This is a genomic window from Marinomonas sp. MED121 (assembly GCF_000153025.1).
Lineage (GTDB): Bacteria > Pseudomonadota > Gammaproteobacteria > Pseudomonadales > Marinomonadaceae > Marinomonas.
Genome location: NZ_CH672431.1, coordinates 152140 through 172530 on the forward strand (window position 1 = coordinate 152140; position 20391 = coordinate 172530).

Annotated in this window: 19 protein-coding genes and 1 other RNA gene; 13 read left to right on the forward strand and 7 right to left on the reverse strand. The window is 42.2% G+C overall.

Going from position 1 to position 20391, the window contains the following annotated elements:
• Positions 1 to 119: 119 nt before the first annotated feature.
• Together dnaK and grpE are read right to left on the reverse strand one after the other, a co-directional pair.
• The gene (dnaK, locus tag MED121_RS12245) at positions 120 to 2051 is read right to left on the reverse strand and encodes a molecular chaperone DnaK (protein WP_009834018.1); all 1932 of its coding nucleotides are present in this window, start codon (positions 2049 to 2051) and stop codon (positions 120 to 122) included.
• A gap of 111 nt (positions 2052 to 2162) precedes the next feature.
• Complete coding sequence (gene grpE, locus MED121_RS12250) at positions 2163 to 2720, reverse strand: nucleotide exchange factor GrpE (protein WP_009834019.1); 558 nt, start codon at positions 2718 to 2720, stop codon at positions 2163 to 2165.
• Between the two features lie 290 nt (positions 2721 to 3010).
• On the opposite strand from grpE, the gene recN reads away from it, so the two are divergent.
• Positions 3011 to 4696: a DNA repair protein RecN gene (gene recN / locus MED121_RS12255; RefSeq protein ID WP_009834020.1), complete on the forward strand. Its 1686-nt coding sequence runs from the start codon at positions 3011 to 3013 to the stop codon at positions 4694 to 4696.
• 815 nt (positions 4697 to 5511) lie between these two features.
• On the opposite strand, the gene fur is transcribed toward recN, so the two are convergent.
• Positions 5512 to 5919, reverse strand: coding sequence for a ferric iron uptake transcriptional regulator (fur, locus tag MED121_RS12260; protein WP_009834021.1), 408 nt, complete (start codon positions 5917 to 5919; stop codon positions 5512 to 5514).
• A 70-nt stretch (positions 5920 to 5989) separates the two neighbouring features.
• Here fur and bamE point away from each other — a divergent pair, with 70 nt between their 5' ends.
• On the forward strand, positions 5990 to 6307 hold the full coding sequence (gene bamE, locus MED121_RS12265; protein ID WP_009834022.1) for an outer membrane protein assembly factor BamE: 318 nt from the start codon (positions 5990 to 5992) through the stop codon (positions 6305 to 6307).
• Positions 6308 to 6495: 188 nt separating this feature from the next.
• Here the strand turns inward: bamE and MED121_RS12270 are convergent, their stop codons facing one another.
• The 3 genes from MED121_RS12270 to MED121_RS12280 are packed head-to-tail and all read right to left on the reverse strand — an operon-like array spanning position 6496 to position 8580.
• Positions 6496 to 6795 carry an RnfH family protein gene (locus MED121_RS12270; RefSeq protein ID WP_009834023.1) on the reverse strand — a complete coding sequence of 100 codons (300 nt, stop codon included), beginning with the start codon at positions 6793 to 6795 and terminating at the stop codon, positions 6496 to 6498.
• Complete coding sequence (locus MED121_RS12275) at positions 6788 to 7219, reverse strand: type II toxin-antitoxin system RatA family toxin (RefSeq protein WP_009834024.1); 432 nt, start codon at positions 7217 to 7219, stop codon at positions 6788 to 6790. The genes MED121_RS12270 and MED121_RS12275 overlap by 8 nt, the downstream gene beginning before the upstream one ends.
• A 2-nt stretch (positions 7220 to 7221) precedes the next feature.
• Positions 7222 to 8580, reverse strand: coding sequence for a sodium-dependent transporter (locus MED121_RS12280; protein ID WP_009834025.1), 1359 nt, complete (start codon positions 8578 to 8580; stop codon positions 7222 to 7224).
• A 201-nt stretch (positions 8581 to 8781) separates the two neighbouring features.
• Between MED121_RS12280 and smpB the strand changes: the two genes are divergently transcribed.
• The 11 genes from smpB (at position 8782) to MED121_RS12330 (ending at position 19450) form a co-directional block, all read left to right on the forward strand.
• Entirely contained in the window at positions 8782 to 9264 is a 483-nt protein-coding gene (gene smpB, locus MED121_RS12285; protein WP_009834026.1) for an SsrA-binding protein SmpB, read from the forward strand.
• A 309-nt stretch (positions 9265 to 9573) separates the two neighbouring features.
• Positions 9574 to 9935: a transfer-messenger RNA gene (gene ssrA, locus MED121_RS24075) on the forward strand.
• A gap of 656 nt (positions 9936 to 10591) precedes the next feature.
• The gene (locus MED121_RS12290) at positions 10592 to 11071 is read left to right on the forward strand and encodes a hypothetical protein (RefSeq protein WP_009834027.1); all 480 of its coding nucleotides are present in this window, start codon (positions 10592 to 10594) and stop codon (positions 11069 to 11071) included.
• Positions 11072 to 11599: 528 nt separating this feature from the next.
• Positions 11600 to 11908 (forward strand): S24 family peptidase, encoded by a 309-nt coding sequence (locus MED121_RS12295; RefSeq protein WP_009834028.1) that lies wholly within the window; start codon positions 11600 to 11602, stop codon positions 11906 to 11908.
• A gap of 13 nt (positions 11909 to 11921) precedes the next feature.
• On the forward strand, positions 11922 to 12581 hold the full coding sequence (locus MED121_RS12300; RefSeq protein ID WP_009834029.1) for a hypothetical protein: 660 nt from the start codon (positions 11922 to 11924) through the stop codon (positions 12579 to 12581).
• A gap of 342 nt (positions 12582 to 12923) precedes the next feature.
• A complete protein-coding gene (locus MED121_RS12305) occupies positions 12924 to 13580 on the forward strand; it encodes a DUF2971 domain-containing protein (RefSeq protein ID WP_009834030.1) in 657 nt (218 codons plus the stop codon).
• Positions 13581 to 13919: 339 nt separating this feature from the next.
• Complete coding sequence (gene zigA / locus MED121_RS12310; protein WP_009834031.1) at positions 13920 to 15128, forward strand: zinc metallochaperone GTPase ZigA; 1209 nt, start codon at positions 13920 to 13922, stop codon at positions 15126 to 15128.
• Entirely contained in the window at positions 15125 to 15808 is a 684-nt protein-coding gene (locus tag MED121_RS12315) for a DUF1826 domain-containing protein (protein WP_009834032.1), read from the forward strand. Before zigA ends, MED121_RS12315 begins: the two co-directional genes overlap by 4 nt.
• 128 nt (positions 15809 to 15936) lie before the next feature.
• Complete coding sequence (locus tag MED121_RS24080; RefSeq protein WP_009834033.1) at positions 15937 to 16392, forward strand: DUF3127 domain-containing protein; 456 nt, start codon at positions 15937 to 15939, stop codon at positions 16390 to 16392.
• A 342-nt stretch (positions 16393 to 16734) separates the two neighbouring features.
• Positions 16735 to 17574, forward strand: coding sequence for a formate/nitrite transporter family protein (locus MED121_RS12325; RefSeq protein WP_009834034.1), 840 nt, complete (start codon positions 16735 to 16737; stop codon positions 17572 to 17574).
• Positions 17575 to 17719: 145 nt separating this feature from the next.
• Complete coding sequence (locus tag MED121_RS12330; protein WP_036180433.1) at positions 17720 to 19450, forward strand: bifunctional protein-serine/threonine kinase/phosphatase; 1731 nt, start codon at positions 17720 to 17722, stop codon at positions 19448 to 19450.
• Positions 19451 to 19476: 26 nt separating this feature from the next.
• Here MED121_RS12330 and MED121_RS12335 read toward each other — a convergent pair whose 3' ends face one another.
• A complete protein-coding gene (locus MED121_RS12335) occupies positions 19477 to 20385 on the reverse strand; it encodes a TIGR01777 family oxidoreductase (RefSeq protein WP_009834036.1) in 909 nt (302 codons plus the stop codon).
• Positions 20386 to 20391 lie beyond the last annotated feature (6 nt).

Genomic DNA, 20391 nt, shown 5'->3' on the forward strand with positions numbered 1-20391 from the left:
TTTCCTGGGCAGTAAGGTCAATCATTAACATTTTGAGAGAAGTTAAAACAGCAAAACACGGTAACAGGACCGTGTTTTGCAAAAGCGCGATTTAGTCCTTTAAAGGTCTAATATCAGGCTTATTTTTTCTCGTCTTTTACTTCTTCAAATTCAGCATCTACAGCGTCGTCTTGAGGCTGAGCAGCTTCTTCTGCACCAGCGCCGGCTGCGCCAGCTGCTGCTTCGTTAGCTTGTGCACTTTCGTACATTTTTTGCGCTAGAGAACCAGATACTTCAGTCAAAGCCGTTGTTTTTGCTTCGATTTCGTCTTTGTCGTTAGCGGTTAAAGCTTCTTCAAGATCTGTGATCGCTTTCTCTATTGCTTCTTTTTCTTCTGCAGTCGCTTGGTCGCCGGCATCAGTCAAGGTTTTACGAGTTGCGTGGATCATGCCATCAGCTGTGTTGCGAACTTGTACAAGCTCTTCGAACTTGCGATCTTCTTCAGCATTTGCTTCAGCGTCTTGAACCATTTGTTCTACTTCTTCATCACTTAGACCAGAAGAGGCTTTGATGACGATAGACTGTTCTTTACCTGTTGCTTTATCTTTAGCAGATACACTCAAGATACCGTTGGCATCGATGTCGAAGCTCACTTCGATTTGAGGCACACCGCGTGGCGCTGGTGGAATCTCAGCCAAGTCAAAACGACCTAGAGATTTGTTTTGCGCTGCTTGTTTACGCTCACCCTGTACCGCGTGGATAGTTACCGCGTTCTGGTTGTCTTCTGCTGTAGAGAAAACTTGAGATTTTTTCGTTGGGATAGTGGTGTTCTTCTCGATTAGAGCAGTCATAACACCACCCATAGTCTCGATACCCAAAGATAATGGTGTTACGTCTAGTAGTAGAACGTCTTTAACGTCACCTGCTAGTACCGCACCTTGGATAGAAGCACCCATTGCAACCGCTTCGTCAGGGTTCACGTCTTTACGTGGCTCTTTACCGAAGAATTCAGTTACTTTAGTTTGTACCATTGGCATACGTGTTTGACCACCAACCAAGATAACTTCGTCAATTTCAGACGCTTCTAGGTCAGCATCTTTAAGCGCTTGGCGAACTGGCGCTAGAGAGTTAACCACTAGCTCTTCAACTAGAGACTCAAGCTTAGAACGAGTTAGCTTAACGTTTAAGTGCTTAGGACCTGTTGCATCAGCAGTGATGTAAGGTAGGTTAACTTCTGTTTGAGTGGCAGAAGAAAGCTCAACTTTCGCTTTTTCACCCGCTTCTTTCAAACGTTGTAGCGCTAGTGGGTCATTGTGTAGATCGATGCCAGACTGTTTTTTGAACTCGTCTGCCAAGAACTCGATAACACGCATATCGAAATCTTCACCACCTAGGAAAGTATCACCATTTGTTGCTAATACTTCGAATTGCTTCTCACCATCAACGTCAGCGATTTCGATGATAGAGATATCAAATGTACCACCACCTAAGTCGTATACAGCGATAGTAGAATCACCTGTGCTCTTATCTAGGCCGTAAGCCAAAGCCGCAGCAGTTGGTTCGTTGATAATACGTTTAACTTCTAGACCAGCAATTTTACCTGCATCTTTCGTTGCTTGACGCTGAGAGTCATTGAAGTAAGCAGGAACAGTAATTACGGCTTCAGATACGCCTTCACCTAGGAAGTCTTCTGCTGTTTTCTTCATTTTTTTCAAAACTTCAGCAGAGATTTGTGGTGGCGCTTTTGCTTCACCTTTCGCTTCAACCCAAGCATCGCCGTTTTCAGCCGCTAGGATTTTGTAAGGCACCATAGAGATGTCTTTTTGAACAACGTCATCTTTAAAACGACGACCGATCAAACGCTTAACAGCGAAAAGCGTGTTTGTAGGGTTTGTTACCGCTTGACGTTTTGCAGACTGACCCACTAATACTTCGCCGTCTTCAGCGTAAGCCACAATTGATGGGGTAGTACGATCGCCTTCAGCGTTTTCGATTACACGTGCAGTGCCGTTATCTAGCACAGATACACAAGAGTTTGTTGTTCCTAAGTCGATACCAATGATTTTGCCCATGGTTTGTTTTCTCCAGTAAAAATTTTAAATTCTATTGTTCGTTGTTAATTCTGTATTTGGGTACGCTTTAGAGCATTTCAAGCAAACACTGTCATTTTTTTGACAGTTTTTTTATGCTGCGCTGGAAACCACTACCATTGCTGGACGAATTAAACGGCCATGCAAGGTGTAACCCTTCTGGATCACATCCATCACAGTATTGGGTTCCATCTCAGGATTCGGCACCATAGTCATTGCTTGATGGAATTCTGGGTTGAAAGGTTCGCCATGTGGATCAAGTGCAATCACTTCAAAGCGCGTCAATGTTTCTTGCAGTGACTTAAGTGTTAGCTCTACGCCTTCACGCATTGCATCATTGTCGCTATCCGCCGAAGTTAAAGCGCGTTCTAGGTTATCTGCAACAGTAATAATGTCTTTTGCAAATTTCTCAAGACCAAATTTATGCGCCTTTTGCACATCCTGCTCAGCACGACGACGAACATTTTGTGCGTCTGCATGTGAACGTAATGCGGCCTCTTTATATTCTTCAACTTTCGCCAGTGCTGCCACTAGTTCTGGGTTGTCGTCTTGAGCGCTTTCAACTTGACCGTCTTCTTGTAAGACTTCTTCGTTTTCTGCTGCTGTTTCTAGCACGCCTTCTTGTGCTTGATTATCTACTTCACCGCTCACGTTTTGCTCCGTATATAAAGATGAATAACTAAATTAAATGCTCAAATTGCACTTCCAAATAACAGAAGTTTTGTCAATCTGAAAGCTATATGGGGTCGTTCAAAAAGCTTTCAATAGTAAAACCGCATAAATTTTAGGGAGAAATGAACTTATTTTAATTTTTTACTTCTCTTGGCAAAAAAACAAAAACTACTGTATAAATACACATACTTTGTACAAATTTAATGCAGAAATCTGAAATTAAAGGCTAAAAGCCGCCTAACTGACCCGCTTTAAACAAGGAGAGACCCATGTTAACCAGTATTGCGATTAAAAATTTTGCCATTGTTGAGTCTCTAGAACTGGAGTTAAAGCAGGGAATGACGGTTATTTCAGGTGAAACAGGCGCAGGTAAATCCATCATGGTAGATGCCCTGTCTCTGTGTTTAGGCGCACGCACTGATAGCCGTGTGGTGAGGCACGGCGAAAACAAAGCGGATATTAGTGCCACCTTTGATATTCAAGCCTACCCAGAGGTCATTAACTGGTTAGAAGAGCACGATCTTGAAACAGGCGCATCCGATCACGACCAACATTGCATCTTGCGCCGTGTTGTAACCAAAGAAGGTCGCTCTAAGTCTTATATTAATGGTCGCCCTTGCTCACTGACTGATCTAAAGTTTGTCAGTTCACAACTCATTAACATTCATGGTCAGCACGAGCATCAATCTTTATTAAAAAAATCTGCCCAGCGACTACAGGTGGATGAGTTTGGTAAGCTGACGAATCTAGCACATAAAGTAAAACAGGCTTATCAAGATTGGCGCGCATTAAAAGAAGAGCTCGCCGAACGCCAAAACCGCTCTAGTGACCAAGACGCTCGCATTCAGCTTTTGTCTTATCAACAACAAGAAATGGATCAACTGGCATTAAAAGAAAAAGAAATTGAAGAATTAGAAGAAGAGCAGGCCTTTTTATCTAACATCGCCGAAGCACAGCAAGAGTCTTATCTAGCATTACAAATCCTCAGTGAGCACGACACTAACAATGTGCGCAGTATGTTACATCAGGCCTTACAAAGCGCCTCTAAGATACAACCGACACCTGCAACATTAGCCACGTCCATAGAGCTAATGAACGAAGCCATTATTCAGGTAGAAGAAGCCAGCGACAGCTTGCAGTCTTACCAAGATACCCTAGAGCAAGACCCAAGCCGTTTAATGGAAGTGGAATCACGCTTAAGCCTGATTTATGACACAGCAAGAAAGCACAAAGTGCTACCAGAGCAACTACTTCAGCTTGCTGCCGATATTCAACAAGAGCTGGATAAACTGAATGGCAGTGGTGATAACCTGGAACAGCTCCAAGAAAGAGAAGAGCAGGCTTACCAAAGCCTCACTAACCTCGCCACCTTACTCACAGAGAAACGCATCAAGGCCAAAGACAAGCTCGCTAAACAAGTGGAAGGCCAGATTCACGGCCTCGGCATGCCCCATGCTCGCTTCCATATCGATTGTCGTCCGCTGGAGCAGGTCAGTGCTAATGGCTTTGAAGAAATCGAGTACATGATAGCCTCCAACCCAGGCCAACCTGCCCAAGCCATTCGCAAAGTCGCATCAGGGGGTGAGCTTTCGCGTATCAGCTTAGGCATACAGGTTGTTACCGCTCAAACCTCGACTATACCCACCCTTATCTTTGATGAGGTGGATGTGGGTATCAGTGGTGGTGTGGCCGAAGTTGTCGGCCGCATGCTGCGCGCTGTTGGCGCTAGAGGCCAAGTGTTCTGTGTCACTCACCTTGCCCAAGTTGCTGCCCAAGGCAACCAACACCTTATGGTCAGCAAACAAGTCAAAGACAAACAAACCAGCTCGCAAGTGCAACAGCTTAAAGAAAATCAAAGAGCCACAGAAATCGCCCGACTACTTGGCGGCATCGAACTCACCGAACAAACCCTGGCTCACGCCCGCGAAATGCTCAACAACGTCCAGCTGCAATAAACATGCAACTGCAATAGCAGACGCCCAGCGTCTCTACTAACAGCAAATAAAGCACACCTTTCACAGCATTCACTGACACCCTTTTCAGCGAGTGCTTTCTTTTTCCTATCCCTAAACCTCATCACACATTTATCTTCTTTGTCTCTCACAATAACGAATCAGGTTTAATAGAAGTCCTAATCACCTAGCTATGATGGCGCAATGAGCGAATCTAAGACGATCCAGATTTCAACAAAAAGCAGCCTCACTTACCCTCCACTGATGCAATGAGCGAAGCTAAGACGAATCAGGTTTCCAAAAAGGGATCCCACTTACCCTCCACCTTACACTGGCGCAATGAGCGACGCTAAGACGAGGCGCTATTAAACAAGGTTATTTGCAACGAAAAAACGGAGTTTCTGATAAGCCCAACAAACCACTGGCGCAATGAGCGACGCTAAGACGAGGCAAACGCTGACGAAAAAGCGGAGTTTATAATTATAAATGAGCATTTTGAGGAGGTGTTTAACGAAGTATTAGCAAGCTCATAAGCCAGAGAGCATTTTGAGGAGACGTTTATAACAATGTACAGCAAGCTAATAAGCCAGAGAACATTTTAACGAACCTTATGACAAAGTAACTCCGAGTTCACAAGTCCTTTTATTTAAAATAAAAAACCCCAGAAGAAATTATCTTCTGGTTTTTTAATGAGTCCTCATCCGCCATCTGCCCAACGGCGAACAAGCTCAATCCTTTGACTGGCGCACTATATTCTTAACTTGACGCTTTACTTGGGCATAACTAGTGAACTTATCCCCAAGTTGAAAGACTAAGACCTAGTCTTTAGGGCGTACATAAAGTACTAGGTTGTGATCTTCGATCACATAACCATGCTCTTCAGCGATTTCTTTTTGGCGTTTTTCAATAATAGGATCGTAAAATTCAATGACTTTACCTGAATCCATGCACACCATATGGTCATGATGTTCGCCTTTAGCAATTTCGAAAACGGCTGTACCGGCTTCAAAATGATGACGTACTACAAGACCTGCATTTTCAAATTGAGTCAAAACACGGTAGACAGTGGCAAGGCCAACATCTTCACCCTGTTCCAACAAGGTGCGATAAACATCGTCCGCACTCATGTGACGCTCGCCCGCACCTTCCAAAATTTGCAAAATCTTTACCCTTGGCAGGGTAACTTTAAGTCCGGCTTTCTTTAATTCTTGATTTTCGCTAGTCATAGGTAATTCTCTATTCGAACCTTATTTACATTTACTTTATCATTACTACATCTAAATTAGGATCATTCAAATGAATAAATTTTTTATCGTATTAATTAGTATTTTTAGTTTGACTGCTTGTGGGCTACTTCCACCTGCTTACAAGGTGCCTGTTGCCCAAGGTAATGTACTAGAATTACAGCAAGTCAATCAGTTAGAACTAGGCATGACAGAATCACAGGTTAAATATCTTGTTGGTTCACCTATGATACGAGACCTCTACAAGCCAAACGAATGGCACTATGTGTTTAGTGTTGTAGATGCCAATGAAAAGACAATTGAAAGTGAAGTCTCTGATCTAACACTTACCTTCGAACAAGGTAAGTTAATTGAGATCCTAGGGCTTTAATACACCCCTCTTCTGCTGGTGCTGGGTTAGGTTTCTTACCTAACCCGACACTCTCTCAATATTTTTCCACTCTCTCATTACTTTACCTAACCCTACGTTTTAACTGATTCACTCAGAGGCTAGTTCGTGTTAGCTAACTTGCCAGTGTTTCCAGATAAATAGATCAAATTTTGCAACAAGATCAAAAATTAACTAGCCTGACCCTTTTCCGCACGGTTCGCTCGTGCTCGTTTAGGGTCAACCGTTAATTCACGATAAATCTCAACACGCTCTCCTGCTTTAATCGCCTGATCCTCAGGCTTACGTACAGATTTACCAAAAATGCCTAATTTGGCGTTAGCTTTATCAAGCCCAGGAAAAAAGGTTTCTATATTAGATTGCATCACCACTTCTTTTACAGAGGTGCCTTCTTCAACTTCTAGTACCACAATTTTTTGTTTGTCCGGCATGGCATAGGCCACTTCCACACGAATCATTGTTTTATTCACCGTATACCACCTTTGCACGCTTACTAAAGGAATCCACCATGGAGCCAGCCACTTGACTGAAAACTCCACCAAAGGCAAATTTCAACATGCCACTTAATTCAAAATCGATTGTTAGAGAGATCTTACAGTTACCCTCAGGCAAATCAGTAAAATGCCAAACCCCATGTAGTTTTTTAAAGGGGCCTTTAACCAAATTCATCTCAATACGCTCTGCATGTGTTAACAGATTACGCGTCGTAAAACTTTGTTTAACAGGGCCTTTGCTCACTTCTAATGAGGCAACGATTTCATCATCTGTTTGTGAAATAACACTGGCACTGTGACAACCTGGTAAGAACAAAGAATAGGCTTTTATATCATTCACTAAATCAAACATTTGCTCGGCACTAAAAGGCACATAGGCCGATCTTTCAATACGGGTCACGCTTAAGCTCCTAACCAACCAGTTACCGCAATTAATAACATTGCCGGCAGACTAATGTATTTAAGGGTCACATACCACCAAGAAAAATGCTTAGGGTTGCGAGTAATCAGCTCTTTTTCCCACATAGTTTGCGGGATAAACCATGCAACCAATACTGTTAGCACAATCGCACTAATTGGCAGCAAGACTAAGCTGGTTAAGGAATCCAGTAGCTCAAAGAAAGTCAGCCCCATGACAACATAGTTAGACCAATCATTGAACGACAAGATTACTGCCAAACCAATAAACCAAGCCGCATTCACAGATAGGATCGCCGCTTTAAAGCGGTTCATTGAGAAACGCTCATGCAACCAAGCAATAAACAACTCTAACATAGAGATCGCTGAGGTCAGGGCAGCAATGATCATCAGGGTAAAAAAGAGCCCACCTAAAACTTGTCCGCCTTGGATGGCACCAAAGACAATCGGTAAAGAAACAAAGGTTAAGCTTGGGCCAGATGCCACATCAAGGTCATAGGCAAAAACAAGAGGGAAGATGATTAAACCGGCGAGCAAGGCAACCAAAAGGTCTAGCCCTACTACGATAGAGCAGGCTCTGGCAATCGACATATGCTTACTCATATAAGCGCCATAGGCAAACATGGCGCCCATACCGATACTCAAACTAAAAAAAGCATGGCCAACAGCCGCCAGCACCACATCAAAGGTAATATCCGACCATTTCCAGCCAAATAAAAACTCCAAGGTTTGCGCCACATCACCCACTTGAAGTGAATAAAAAGACAGAGTAACCAGAAGAATAATGAGAGCGGGTAACAAAAATTTAACTAGCTTTGCTAAACCACGGGTAACGGATTGGCCGACCGCCAAAATTACCATGACTAAAAAAACACTGTTCCAAATCGCCATTTCTTCTGGCTTGGCAAGCATTTCATCAAAAATAAACTGGGATTTAGGCAAGGTGATATCATTAAATTCACCCGTAATAGCACGCCTAAAATAGGACACACACCAACCGGCTATCACACTGTAAAAACTGAAAACTAAAAAGCCCACCACACCTGCAAGCCAAGGTAAGCCGACCCAGCCCTTGGCAATAATGCGACGCTCACTTAAATCATTCACTGTATCTATGGGGTTTGATCTAACCGTACGCCCTAAAGCCACTTCGGCGATCAACACAGGTAGGCCCACTAACAAAAGACAAATAATATAGACAAACAAAAAAGCGCCGCCGCCATTCTCACCCATCATATAAGGAAACTTCCACAGGTTTCCTAAACCAACAGCCGAACCCGCTGCGGCAAAGATAAACACCCATGGGCTCGCCCAAATACCTTGAAGACACCGATTTTTCGGCATAATACCTGCTCTTTTAGAGAAAATAATAATCAAAAATTAAATACTGGTTTTAACCTATGACCTAATTATAAGCCACTAAAACCAAACGATTAGTGAGCCGAACCCCAAAAAACAGATTCGAGCGCGAATTCTCTAACATTAATGACTTGAGCTCAAGAAAAGCATAGGATTTTCCCACTTTCGACCGTATAATTTCTCGCCATGAGTAAAGCAAAGAAGAAATCTAACACCAGCGGCACTATTGCCTTAAATAAAAGGGCCCGCCACGACTACTTCATCGAGCAAAAGTTCGAGGCAGGAATCTGCCTGACTGGCTGGGAAGTGAAGAGTCTTCGCGCAGGGAAAGCACAGCTAGTCGACTCGCACGTATTTTTACGCAATGGCGAAGCTTGGCTGCTTAACACACTAATCACACCTTTAATGACAGCCTCTACCCATGTTGTGTGCGAACCAACCCGTGATAGAAAGCTATTATTAAACAAAAAAGAAATCGACAAGCTAATCCAAGTAACAGAGCAAAAAGGTAAAGCCTGTGTAGCCACCGCCTTGTACTGGAAAGGCAACCACATCAAGGTCGAAATTGCCCTAGCAACAGGTAAGAAAGACATAGACAAGCGTGATACTACCCGTGACCGTGACTGGGCTCGTGATAAAGAACGCATGATGAAACACAGCACACGTTAAACAAACACCTTGCTGATTCATCAACCCGCTTCGTCCTAGACTTAGCGGGTTTTGTTTTTTAGCACCCATCAAAAACTCTGAAGCTAGAAAGCGCATATTGAAAGAGCGAGAAAGCGCACAAAGAAAGAGCTAGAAAGCGCATAAAGAAAGTGCGAGCAAGCGTAAGAAGGCTACAGACTGAAGAGTGCAGCAAACAAGGAAACCAAAATCTCGCCGGCTAGAAAACGCATAAAGTGAGCGAGAAAGCCCACTAAAGAGCAAAGAAAACTAGCGAAATCAAATAGATTCCGTTAAAATTCGCCCATCTTTGGGGACGACATGGTTTCGACGCCGGTTACAAACCCTGAGGTGCATGTCGAGAGTGATGCGTGATCTCGTAAATCCCCCGCATCAAATATATAGTCGCAAACGACGAAAACTACGCTTTAGCAGCCTAAACCCCTGCTAGTGTGCTGCCCTCCGGTTGCTTGTAGCCTGAGACTCCGCAGTATCATAAATTACGAGATGCTAACCGATGCCCCGCCTAGGGATAAGGTTCTAAGATTAAGTAGGCTCGCCGTTAATACCCTGTCCTTCGGGCGGTTAATGGTCAAAAAATAGAAGAGACTATGCATGTAGAGCCGATGGCAGAGGATTGGCGGACGCGGGTTCGATCCCCGCCGTCTCCACCAATTAAGTGGTTGATTTTCGAATGGTTTATTGAAAATCGATTGTAATGTTGTCAGAATTTAACTAGTTAATTCTGACAACACAAAAGAAGTCGCTTATTAGCGGCTTTTTTTATGTCTGCGATTTATGAGCACAACCTGTCACCTATTCGAACCATGTTCGACGCCTCACAACAGGCCCCATCACTTAAGCGGTTGATTTTAAAGTGGTTTATTGAAAATCGATTGTAATTTTGACCAGAATTTAAAGAGTTAATTCTGACAACACAAAAGAAGTCGCTTATTAGCGGCTTTTTTTATACCTGAGATTTATGAGCACAATCTGTCACCTATTCGAGCCATGCTCGACGCTATAAAACATCTTTTATCCCAGAAAGCTCAATTCAACATCAGCCATTGTCAGGAGGAGCAAGTGGCTCCTCTTTAGATAATGGCATCTAGTCATTCTAGCTGACTGAAAAACAAAAGGAATCATTTATTAAACAGCTCAGATGAACAGGCTTTTAGTATGAAAAAATTTATCTCATCATTTCCACCACATTTAGCATACCTCTAACCGAGTTTATAAATCAGATTACACCTAACCTCTCTCATTCATTCAGAACATCACTGTATGAAAACATTTGAAAACCGACTCATAAACAAGAGGGAGACATAACATGGCTGGTGATTTATTAATTGAAAATTTAACATTTGATGAAAAAGATACATTTCAATCAGCAGGCGCGACTATTGTGAAGTCTATATTTCATAGTGATAGGTCGTGGGGACAATACCAAAACATATTAAATCAACAATTGACTGCGCCCCCTCCAGCAAGACGCGCTAATTTGCCTGCGCATGCTTATATTACATTTGATGCTAACAATGCTGGGTTAGTACAAGCGTACTGTGATAACAAAGTAAACAAAGCAAAACTAAACAATGCACTGGTAAAATGCTCTAGACCACTAGGAGTCGTTAGTGCCAACCCAAACCTTGCTAATTGGCCCGGTAATGGCACTTGGGATGCCGCAGCGAATATAATCTTAGCCGCCTTGGCGAACGGCTCAGTAGTAATAGAATATTATAAATTAGATGGTGCACCTATCATGGATGTCTTTGGCAAAGACACCGATTGGAAAAAGATCCCTGAATAGGAGTAACTGCAATGAGACTCCCTCAAATGAGGGAGTTTTTATTTCTCTATTCAATATTATTCATAAACAAATATGTCCCCTCGCAATTCCGTAAGCGAAAGCTATCTGAAATTAAGTAAGATTATAATATTTGAAAAGAAATCGAGCGCTAGCAGTGACAAGCCCGCCCTAAAGAGAATACGAATTGCAGGCCGTCACTAGAATCTGGCGGGATTGCGCCAACAAAATCGGCATCAACCGACAAGCACTGCACTACTAGAAACTTTCTTTATTTATACTTAACAATCAATTATTCAAAAATAATGCAGCGACAGTTTCATTTTTAGCCACATTCAGATCTGAATTAGCCCTGTTATCAGAATTACGCTACGTTATCCCAAAGAGCCGTCCCTTTACTCTCAAAGATAAAAAGGAGTTAATTGCAAAAACTCCAATAAATAACTTTTCAGAACAACAAGTTGAAGTAATTGAAATATAAAAATGAGAGGCGTATAAAGAGCAAAATACTGAAAAGGAAGTTGTGAAGCAATGACATTAGATTCGAATAGTAGAGATATTGCTATGTATGCCCGTGGTGATTCCATGGAGCCAACCATCTACAGCGGCGACTCTTTGGTCATTGATAAAACAATGAGCTCAGTAACTAGTGATGGAGGGATTTATGTCATCAACTATGACGGTGAGTTGTTTGTACAGCGAGTTCAAAAGCAATTCCACGGCACAGTCGAAATTACCTCAGATAACAAAAATTATGGGGATATCGTCATTCCATCATCAGACCTAAACACACTGCGCATAATCGGCCGTGTTGTTTGGTCTGGGCATCCAATGATTTAAAAGAGGGAATTAAATGATTAATACAATAAAGTTTCATATTATCCCTCAACTTTTCCAAGGCTCATTGATAGGAGTATATCTTGGACTTATATATATTAATTTTTCCGATAAAATACTTAATATTCAAGATTTAAGTCTTGCTGAATTAGGTAGTTTTTCAGGTGGAGTTTTTGCTCCTATTGCTGTATTCCTGCTAATAGTTCAGCACAGAACTCAACATAAAGAATTGCTAAAATCTAAAAATAAAGAAATAAAAAGAGAAGAAATTAAGACTAAACTCGCTCAACCTTTATTCGAATTTAAAAGCTGCTATCTAAATGATGTAGAAGACATTACTACCGGAAAATGCCACATACACTTTGCTTTTGAAATAGAGAATCATCTTGCCGATGCTACTGAAGTTTTTATAAGAATTAAAAACCTTGAAGCAGGAATCAATCAAAATGATGGAAAAGTGAAAAAGATTTTTCGAGGAGACTGCTGCCATTTACATATTGTTCTGGATCAATACTCTGTAGTTGATAATTTTGATATCGAAATGACATATTACGATTCACTCCGTGAATTTAGAACCTCTAAACATACATTCATTAGAGATACAGAATATTTTGAAACTAATTATGGAAGTCATCAGCATATTGAAATCTATAGCTATGACATGAAGGAAAACTAATGTGCAAATATTAAAGGATTTAAAACGTCAAACAGGGCCATAAATTATGACCATAAAAAAGTCCCTACAGGTTATGAAATCCGCTTTAGTGTTGCTGGACGTGGTAACCGTGAATATAAACTTACCTTTCCAACTAAGGGAGAATGCGATAGGTTCGAGCGCTACACAATAGTCCAATACAAAGCTAACCTGAGCCTAAATGACCTAAAAAGGTATGCCGAGCTTCTAAGTTAATCGAGCTTTAGGTTTAAAATGACAATGCGATACTCTCACCTATCGCCCGACTTTCTGGAAGAAGCTACAAGGCTAAATCCGCTTTCCAAATATTAAACAAGGATCGTTATGTTTTACAGATATTACCCTCCAAACTCCTTTGACTTTATATTTACTAAAGAAGGAGTAAGCCTTCGTTTTTCCCAACCAAGTTTGTTAAATGACCCTTTTGAATTAAATCCTTGCTTACCAACATGGAGTGAAAAATTTCATAAGGGAACATATGAGATTATAAATGATAATATTGGCATACTTTCATGCAGTAAAAATGAGTGCTCTAGAACTATGTGGTCCCACTATGCTCAAGACCATACTGGCTTTGTAATTGAATTAGATGTAGAAAAACTCGAACATATAAAAGCTTTACCGGATTATTTCCGGCCTTTGCTTTATGCATCTACAAGACCTCATTTAGATGAGCTTTTAGTAGAAAAAATAATTGAATTAAGCTTCGTAAAAGATGAAGCGTGGAAAGAAGAACAAGAATGGCGTTGTGTTGTCCATTTGGGAACAATTCCACTTACTGGATACGATCCAAATGGAGTAGCTATCCATACAGAAACACTACCAGTTAAATTTATAAATAGAATTATTCTTGGAGCATCGTCTTCAATTACATTAGAGAAAAAGGCTAAACTGTGGATTGAGCAATTTGCACCTAATGTACAACTATTCAAATCAACAACTAGTCGAAAAACATATAGTTTTGAATATATAAAAATTTAACGACACACACTAGATGTAAAATAAGGCGAAAGAAGGCTATAGATCCCTAAAAACATATTTTATAAATCATTAAACTACTGATTTCATTAAAAATAATATATAAGATTCGATCTCCGCCGTCTCCACCAAATTTAAAAACCACCTTCATTGGTGGTTTTTTTATGTCTGTAATTTCCCCTTTCTCATTAAGTCTCTGGTCTCACTATTTGAGTCTCTGCCTGATAAGTCTTGAAGCGATTCATGCTGTTTTGCTTAAGCTTGGTTTATTTTATAAATGTTATGTTATAACATTTCTTTAATCCCATTTTCTCATAAACCGTTTTTTAGCCAGAGTATCCTATGACACATCCTAAAAAATTGCCTGTAACCGTTTTATCCGGTTTTCTAGGGGCAGGAAAGACCACGGTACTTAGCCATATTTTAAATAATCGCCAAGGTAAAAAGGTGGCGGTTATCGTGAATGATATGAGTGAGATCAATATCGATGCCAACATCATTCAAAACGAAGTCTCGTTAAATCGCAGCGAAGAAAAGCTGGTCGAGATGAGCAATGGCTGTATCTGCTGCACCCTGCGTGAAGACCTATTGTTAGAAGTCACAGAGCTAGCCAAAGAGGGTCGTTTTGACTACTTGGTGATTGAATCCACAGGGATTTCTGAGCCTTTACCTGTGGCTGAAACCTTTACCTTTGCCGATGAAGACGGTGTGTCTCTGTCTGATGTGGCGACTTTAGATACCATGGTAACCGTGGTCGACGCGGTTAACTTTATGAAGGATTATGAAGAAGCCCAGTACTTGCAAGATAAGGGTGAATCCTTAGGTGAAGAGGATGAGCGCAGCGTGGCGGACTTGTTGGTTGATCAGGTGGAATTTGCCGATATTATTCTGGTGAGTAAGTCCGACCTTGTGACCATGGAAAACATGAATAAGCTCAAGGCGATTTTAACCTCGCTCAATACCTCAGCTCAAATTATTCCCATTGAAAATGGCCAAGTCGATATCGATAAAGTATTGAATACAGGCTTGTTTGATTTTGACCGAGCTCAACAAGCACCGGGCTGGTTAAAAGAAATGCGCGGTGAACATGTGCCAGAAACCGAAGAATACGGCATTGGCAGTTTTAGTTATGTGGCCCGCCGCCCTTTTCACCCTGAGAAGTTCTTTAACTTCTTACACAATACCAAAGACTACGGAAAGCTACTGCGCTCTAAGGGTTATTTCTGGTTAGCGACTCGCCCAGAATTTGCGGGGCAATGGAGCCAAGCAGGTGGTATTGCCCGTTATGGTTTTGCCGGCATGTTTTGGAAAGCCGTGCCTAAGGATAACTGGCCAACGGATGAAGCAAGCCTAGCGGCGATCAATGAACATTGGACTGAACCTTTTGGGGATATGCGCCAAGAATTGGCCTTTATTGGCCAAGGCCTAAATCAAGATGCCATGATTACCGCGTTGGATAACTGCTTATTATCGGATGATGAAATCGTTCAAGGTAAGGCGTTTTGGGCCAGCTTAAATGACCCCTTCCCAGCCTGGGAGGAAAGTGCATGAGCGCATTAGCCCTAGAGAGTCATAAAGAGCAAGCACTAGAAGAGCAAGTGCAAGGCAAGTTCATTGTTGGGCAAACATTAGATGTACTGACCGCAGTCTACCAGCAAGATACCAATATGGTGGTTTGGCAACGAGACTCTGATGCCGCGCTGCAACACGCCATTGATGCTTTTTTAAGTGAGAAAGACAGCTATAAACGCAATATGGCACTCACACCAGAGTTAGCGCTAGACACCATACATAAAGCCTTGGGCAACACGGATAACGTCTTGCCCCTAAGTCAGAATATTGCAGAACTGGTTGATATGTTCTGCTGCTTATTCGAGCTAGAAAGAGCGGGCTTGCGCTTAACGATTTTGGATAGCGCCATGTGCCCTAGATTCCATGTGGATAGAGTACCCTGTCGTTTGGTAACCACCTACAAAGGGGTGGCGACCCAATGGCTGCCTCATAGTTTGATTAACCGTTCTGCCTTAGGGGTGAGAGCAGTGAAAGATGCGCAAGATCAGTCTGGCCTTTATCAAAGCAAAGAGGATATTCAGCAGTTAACAGAGGGTGATGTGGCCTTACTAAAAGGCGAGCTGTGGCCGGGTAATGAAAATGCGGGGCTGGTACATAGATCACCTGCGGTGGGTGTGGGCGAAAAACGCTTGTTATTGACCTTGGACTTTCTCGATTAAAACTTGATTTGAACAACAAGATAAAAGCAGACGGCATTTTTGCTTTTATCTTAGCTTCGTCCAGAAATTCCTCATTAAAAATGCTATGCTGCTGACACGTTTTTAAAGCAAGTTTAAAGGTACTGATTATGTCTAAAAGTTTCGAAGCCCAAGGAACAATCCATAGCATAGGCGCGACGACTGAATACGGTCAAAATGGTTTTACTAAACGTGAGTTTGTTATTCAACTTACAGGCGATGGCGAGAATCCAGCTTACCCAAACTATGTTGCCTTAGAGCTGATTAAAGATAAGTGTGCCTTGATGGATCAATACCAAGTGGGTGATGAGATTAACGTTCACTTCAATCTAAACGGTCGTCTTTGGGCTGCTCAAGGTAAGCCTGAGAAATGCTTTACGAGTTTGCAGGCTTGGCGCATCGAAGCTCCTGGTGGTCAAGGTTTTAACCCGAACCAAGGCCAAGACTATATCCAGAACAGCAGCCAAGATAATGGCTTTCAAGTCTATGATCAAAACCAAGATCAAAGCCAAGGCTATAACTCAAACACAGGTAATGGTTACTCAGATTCAGACGTGCCTTTTTAAGCGAGTCTTTAGACTTAGGGTGTCATGGCTATTGCCACTCTAATCCTACTTATTAGTGAGTTTTGTCAGCAGCACAAGCCTGCATTAAGACAGAACTCGCTATTAAGTTGCTTATCTCTACTTTTTTAGCCTAAGCAGACTCAGTGCTAATAACACATTCATAAAAATACGCCCCTTATGTAAAACGCACCATTTTTGATCACTTCTCAAACACTCCGTTTTATTTGGCCTGATTTTGGCCCATATTAGAAATTATTCATTTAGTTTTCATACAATGAGTGTGGCATAGCTTTTGCTCATACTCTTATTGAATTTCCTTTAATCATAAAAAGAGAAATACCTATGTCTTATTTAGCACCATCAGAATTCGTTACCAAAATGGTTGATGCTGGTGAATCTAAAGTCTTCATGTCAACGCGAGACACTTTAATCAGAGCCTTTATGGCCGGTGCTATTCTCGCGCTTGCTGCCGTATTTGCCATTACCCTTGCCGTAGAAACTGGCAACTTTTTAATCGGTGCGATTCTATTTCCTGTTGGTTTTTGCATGCTGTATTTAATGGGCTTTGACCTGCTTACAGGTGTCTTTGTATTGGCCCCTTTAGCCTTGCTTGATAAACGACCTGGGGTGACAACAAAAGGAGTACTGCGTAATTGGGGTCTAGTATTTGTCGGTAATTTTGCTGGTGCTTTAACCGTTGCCTTTATGATGGCATTTATCTTTACCTATGGCTTTAATCTGGATGCAGGTGCTGTGGGTAATAAGGTTGCCAGTATCGGAGAAGCCCGAACCTTAGGCTATGCTGAACATGGTGTTGCTGGCTGGATGACCATTTTTATTCGCGGCATGTTGTGTAATTGGATGGTGTCTTTAGGTGTGGTTGGCGCCATGATTTCTACCAATGTTAGTGGCAAGGTCATTGCCATGTGGATGCCTATTTTTCTCTTCTTTTACATGGGCTTCGAACACTCTGTGGTCAATATGTTTTTATTTCCATTTAGCATGATTATGGGGGGTGACTTCTCCTTTATGGAATACATCATCTGGAATGAAATCCCAACGGCACTGGGCAACCTAGTAGGCGGATTAGCCTTTACTGGACTGACCCTATATACAACCCATGTCAGAACAGCTCCTCAGCATGCTGTAAACCCTGAGTCGTTTGTTAATAAAAGCACATAACAATTAAAGCAAAAAAGTTAAGCCTAAAAAGTTAAGTGAAAGCAATTAAAGTAAAAACAATGAGTAAAAATGCACAAGAATAATAAATAACCCATGGCCTAGAGAGCTTAACCTGTGACCGCAAGCCATGATGGAGGCAGAATTTATGTTTGAAGCTGCACCTGAATTAAGAGTATCTGTGGCGGGCTTTACCGATAAAGGCCCTAAAAAAGTGAATCAAGATTTTCATGGGGCCCGTCAACCTAGCCCGAATATGCTGACCATGAAGGGCATCACCTTGGTGATGGCCGATGGCATAAGCTCAAGCCCTGTCAGCCAAATCGCCAGTGAGACAGCGGTCAAAACCTTCCTCGAAGACTATTACTGCACCAGCGAAGCTTGGTCCGTTAGAACTTCGGTAGAAAAGGTCTTAAGTGCCATTAACTCTTGGCTATTTGCGCAATCTCAACAAGGGCCAGGACGCTACAATAAGGATCAAGGCTATGTCTGCACCTTAAGCGCCCTAGTCGTCAAACATCATCTTGCCCATGTATTTCATGTGGGTGATACCAGAGTCTACTCCCTATCCAATAAAGGCCTCACTCAGGTCACCCATGACCATAAGCTTTGGGTCAGCGAAAGTGAGAACTACTTAAACCGCGCGATGGGTATGCACCCAAAATGTGAGCTTGATTATCAGGCAGTGCCGCTTGAAGTCGGCCAATTTTTTATACTCTGTACCGATGGGGTTTATAATTTTGTGCAAGAAGCCGACTTTATTCGAATCTTAAACAATCACAAAGCAGACCTGCAACAGGCCGCTCAAGCCTTGATAGCTCACGCACTTGCAGCAGGCAGTAATGATAATTTAAGCGTTCAACTATTGCGTGTAGATGAGGTGCCAAAAGCTGCCTCTCAACAAATCAAACAACAAGCAGAAGCCTTACCCTTGCCACCGCCATTACAGCCACATCGTAGCTTTGATGGTTATCAGGTATTAAGACAGATTCACAATAGCAATCGCAGCCATATCTATCTTGTACAAGATATGCAGTCCCATAAAAAGCTCGTACTTAAAACCCCTTCATTAGAATTGAGCAAGGATCCAGAATCGCTGGAACACTTTTTAAGGGAAGAGTGGATCGCTAGACGCGTCAATAGCGCCCACGTATTAAAAGCAGATTTAGCCCAGCGCCAACCTAATTTTTTGTACACCTTGTTTGAACATATTGAAGGTCAAACGCTAGCCCAATGGGCTATCGATCACCCAAAACCTAGCTTAGAAAAGGTAAGGGATATCATCGAACAAGTAGCAAAAGGGTTAAATAGCCTACATAAGATGGAAATGCTCCATCAAGATATTCGCCCAGAGAACATCATGATTGACCAAAATGGTACCGTAAAGATCATAGATTTTGGCTCTGTTTATGTGGCTGGCTTAGCCGAAAGCAGCCCAGAGCAAGGGTATAATCATTTGAAAGGCAGCGCGCTTTACAGTGCGCCAGAATACTTTTTGGGGGATGCAGGTAGCGTTAAATCCGAGCTTTTTTCATTAGGCATATTAACCTACTTTTTGCTTTCAGGCCGCTACCCTTACAGCACACAAGTTGCACAGGCAAAAACCTTATCTAAGCAACGTAACCTCTACTATCATCCAGTTAGGGATGAATACAGCGAAATACCGGTTTGGGTGGATTATGCTATTCAGCAAGCCGTTCACCCTTTACCAGAATCCCGTCACTCGGATGTCTTTGAGTTTATGCATAATCTAAGACACCCAAGCCATGCTTTTCTTAGGGAGACACGACCGCCACTTATTGAACGCAACCCCGTACTCATTTGGCAAGTGATCAGTGCTTTTTTTGCCCTCTTAGCATTTTACTTTTACCTCATCTAGCCTTTACCAAGCTGAAAAAGTTAAGGCTAGCTATAAACAGGATGAGGCATTAACAGATCGACAAAAGCATCGTCTATTTCGGGAAAGTCGAATTTAAAGCCTGCTTCAATGAGTTTTTCTGGCACCACCCTTTGACTGCCCAGCAAAAGCTCGGAAGCCTCTCCCATCATGGGTTTTAGAATCGCTTTTGGCACAGTGAAATATGCTCTTTTACCCAGTGTGTGGGCCAGCTCTTCGGTAAATTGATAGTTTGTCACCGCATGGGGGCTGGTCAAATTAAATGGCCCTTGGCTATCTTTATTCATCAATAAAAATGCAATGGCTTTAACCATATCTTGAATATGTATCCAAGGCATAAACTGCTGACCACTGCCTATTTTACCGCCAAGATTGCATTTAAACACAGGCAGCATTTTTGCTAACGCACCGCCTTTGGGGGCTAATACTATCCCCGTCCTTAAGGTCACTAAGCGCGTAAAAGGCACGGCTTCTTGGGCGATTTTTTCCCAGCGTTGACATAAGCGGCTAGCAAAATCTCGAGAAAAAACAGATTCTTGCTCTGTTAAAAATTCATCCCCGTGATTCCCATAAATACCAACCGCTGATCCACTAATAAAGACACCAGGTGGCTGACTGCTTTTAGCAAAGAGTTTTACCAGCTTATCCGTTGTATGCCAGCGGCTTTGGCAAATCATGGCTTTTTGCCTTTGGCTCCAACGCTTATCAGCAATGGGTTCACCGGCCAAATTAATGACAGCATCAAACTCATTTAGATCATCAAGCATGGATAAGTCATTAATAATATGAGTTTGATCCGGAAGATCTTTTTTAGCTTGATAGGGAGATCGAGTGCAAACCGTATACTCATGCTGTTCAAACTCATTGATAAAATATGAACCTATAAGGCCGGTTCCACCTGTCATTAAGATTTTCATGTTGCA

Bases quoted from the DNA above. Each gene is read 5' to 3' on its own strand.
- dnaK (WP_009834018.1), bottom strand. From the start codon at position 2,051: ATGGGCAAAATCATTGGTATCGACTTAGGAACAACAAACTCTTGTGTA.
- recN (WP_009834020.1), top strand. From the start codon at position 3,011: ATGTTAACCAGTATTGCGATTAAAAATTTTGCCATTGTTGAGTCTCTA.
- fur (WP_009834021.1), bottom strand. From the start codon at position 5,919: ATGACTAGCGAAAATCAAGAATTAAAGAAAGCCGGACTTAAAGTTACC.
- bamE (WP_009834022.1), top strand. From the start codon at position 5,990: ATGAATAAATTTTTTATCGTATTAATTAGTATTTTTAGTTTGACTGCT.
- MED121_RS12280 (WP_009834025.1), bottom strand. From the start codon at position 8,580: ATGCCGAAAAATCGGTGTCTTCAAGGTATTTGGGCGAGCCCATGGGTG.
- smpB (WP_009834026.1), top strand. From the start codon at position 8,782: ATGAGTAAAGCAAAGAAGAAATCTAACACCAGCGGCACTATTGCCTTA.
- MED121_RS12290 (WP_009834027.1), top strand. From the start codon at position 10,592: ATGGCTGGTGATTTATTAATTGAAAATTTAACATTTGATGAAAAAGAT.
- MED121_RS12295 (WP_009834028.1), top strand. From the start codon at position 11,600: ATGACATTAGATTCGAATAGTAGAGATATTGCTATGTATGCCCGTGGT.
- MED121_RS12300 (WP_009834029.1), top strand. From the start codon at position 11,922: ATGATTAATACAATAAAGTTTCATATTATCCCTCAACTTTTCCAAGGC.
- MED121_RS12305 (WP_009834030.1), top strand. From the start codon at position 12,924: ATGTTTTACAGATATTACCCTCCAAACTCCTTTGACTTTATATTTACT.
- zigA (WP_009834031.1), top strand. From the start codon at position 13,920: ATGACACATCCTAAAAAATTGCCTGTAACCGTTTTATCCGGTTTTCTA.
- MED121_RS12315 (WP_009834032.1), top strand. From the start codon at position 15,125: ATGAGCGCATTAGCCCTAGAGAGTCATAAAGAGCAAGCACTAGAAGAG.
- MED121_RS24080 (WP_009834033.1), top strand. From the start codon at position 15,937: ATGTCTAAAAGTTTCGAAGCCCAAGGAACAATCCATAGCATAGGCGCG.
- MED121_RS12325 (WP_009834034.1), top strand. From the start codon at position 16,735: ATGTCTTATTTAGCACCATCAGAATTCGTTACCAAAATGGTTGATGCT.
- MED121_RS12330 (WP_036180433.1), top strand. From the start codon at position 17,720: ATGTTTGAAGCTGCACCTGAATTAAGAGTATCTGTGGCGGGCTTTACC.
- MED121_RS12335 (WP_009834036.1), bottom strand. From the start codon at position 20,385: ATGAAAATCTTAATGACAGGTGGAACCGGCCTTATAGGTTCATATTTT.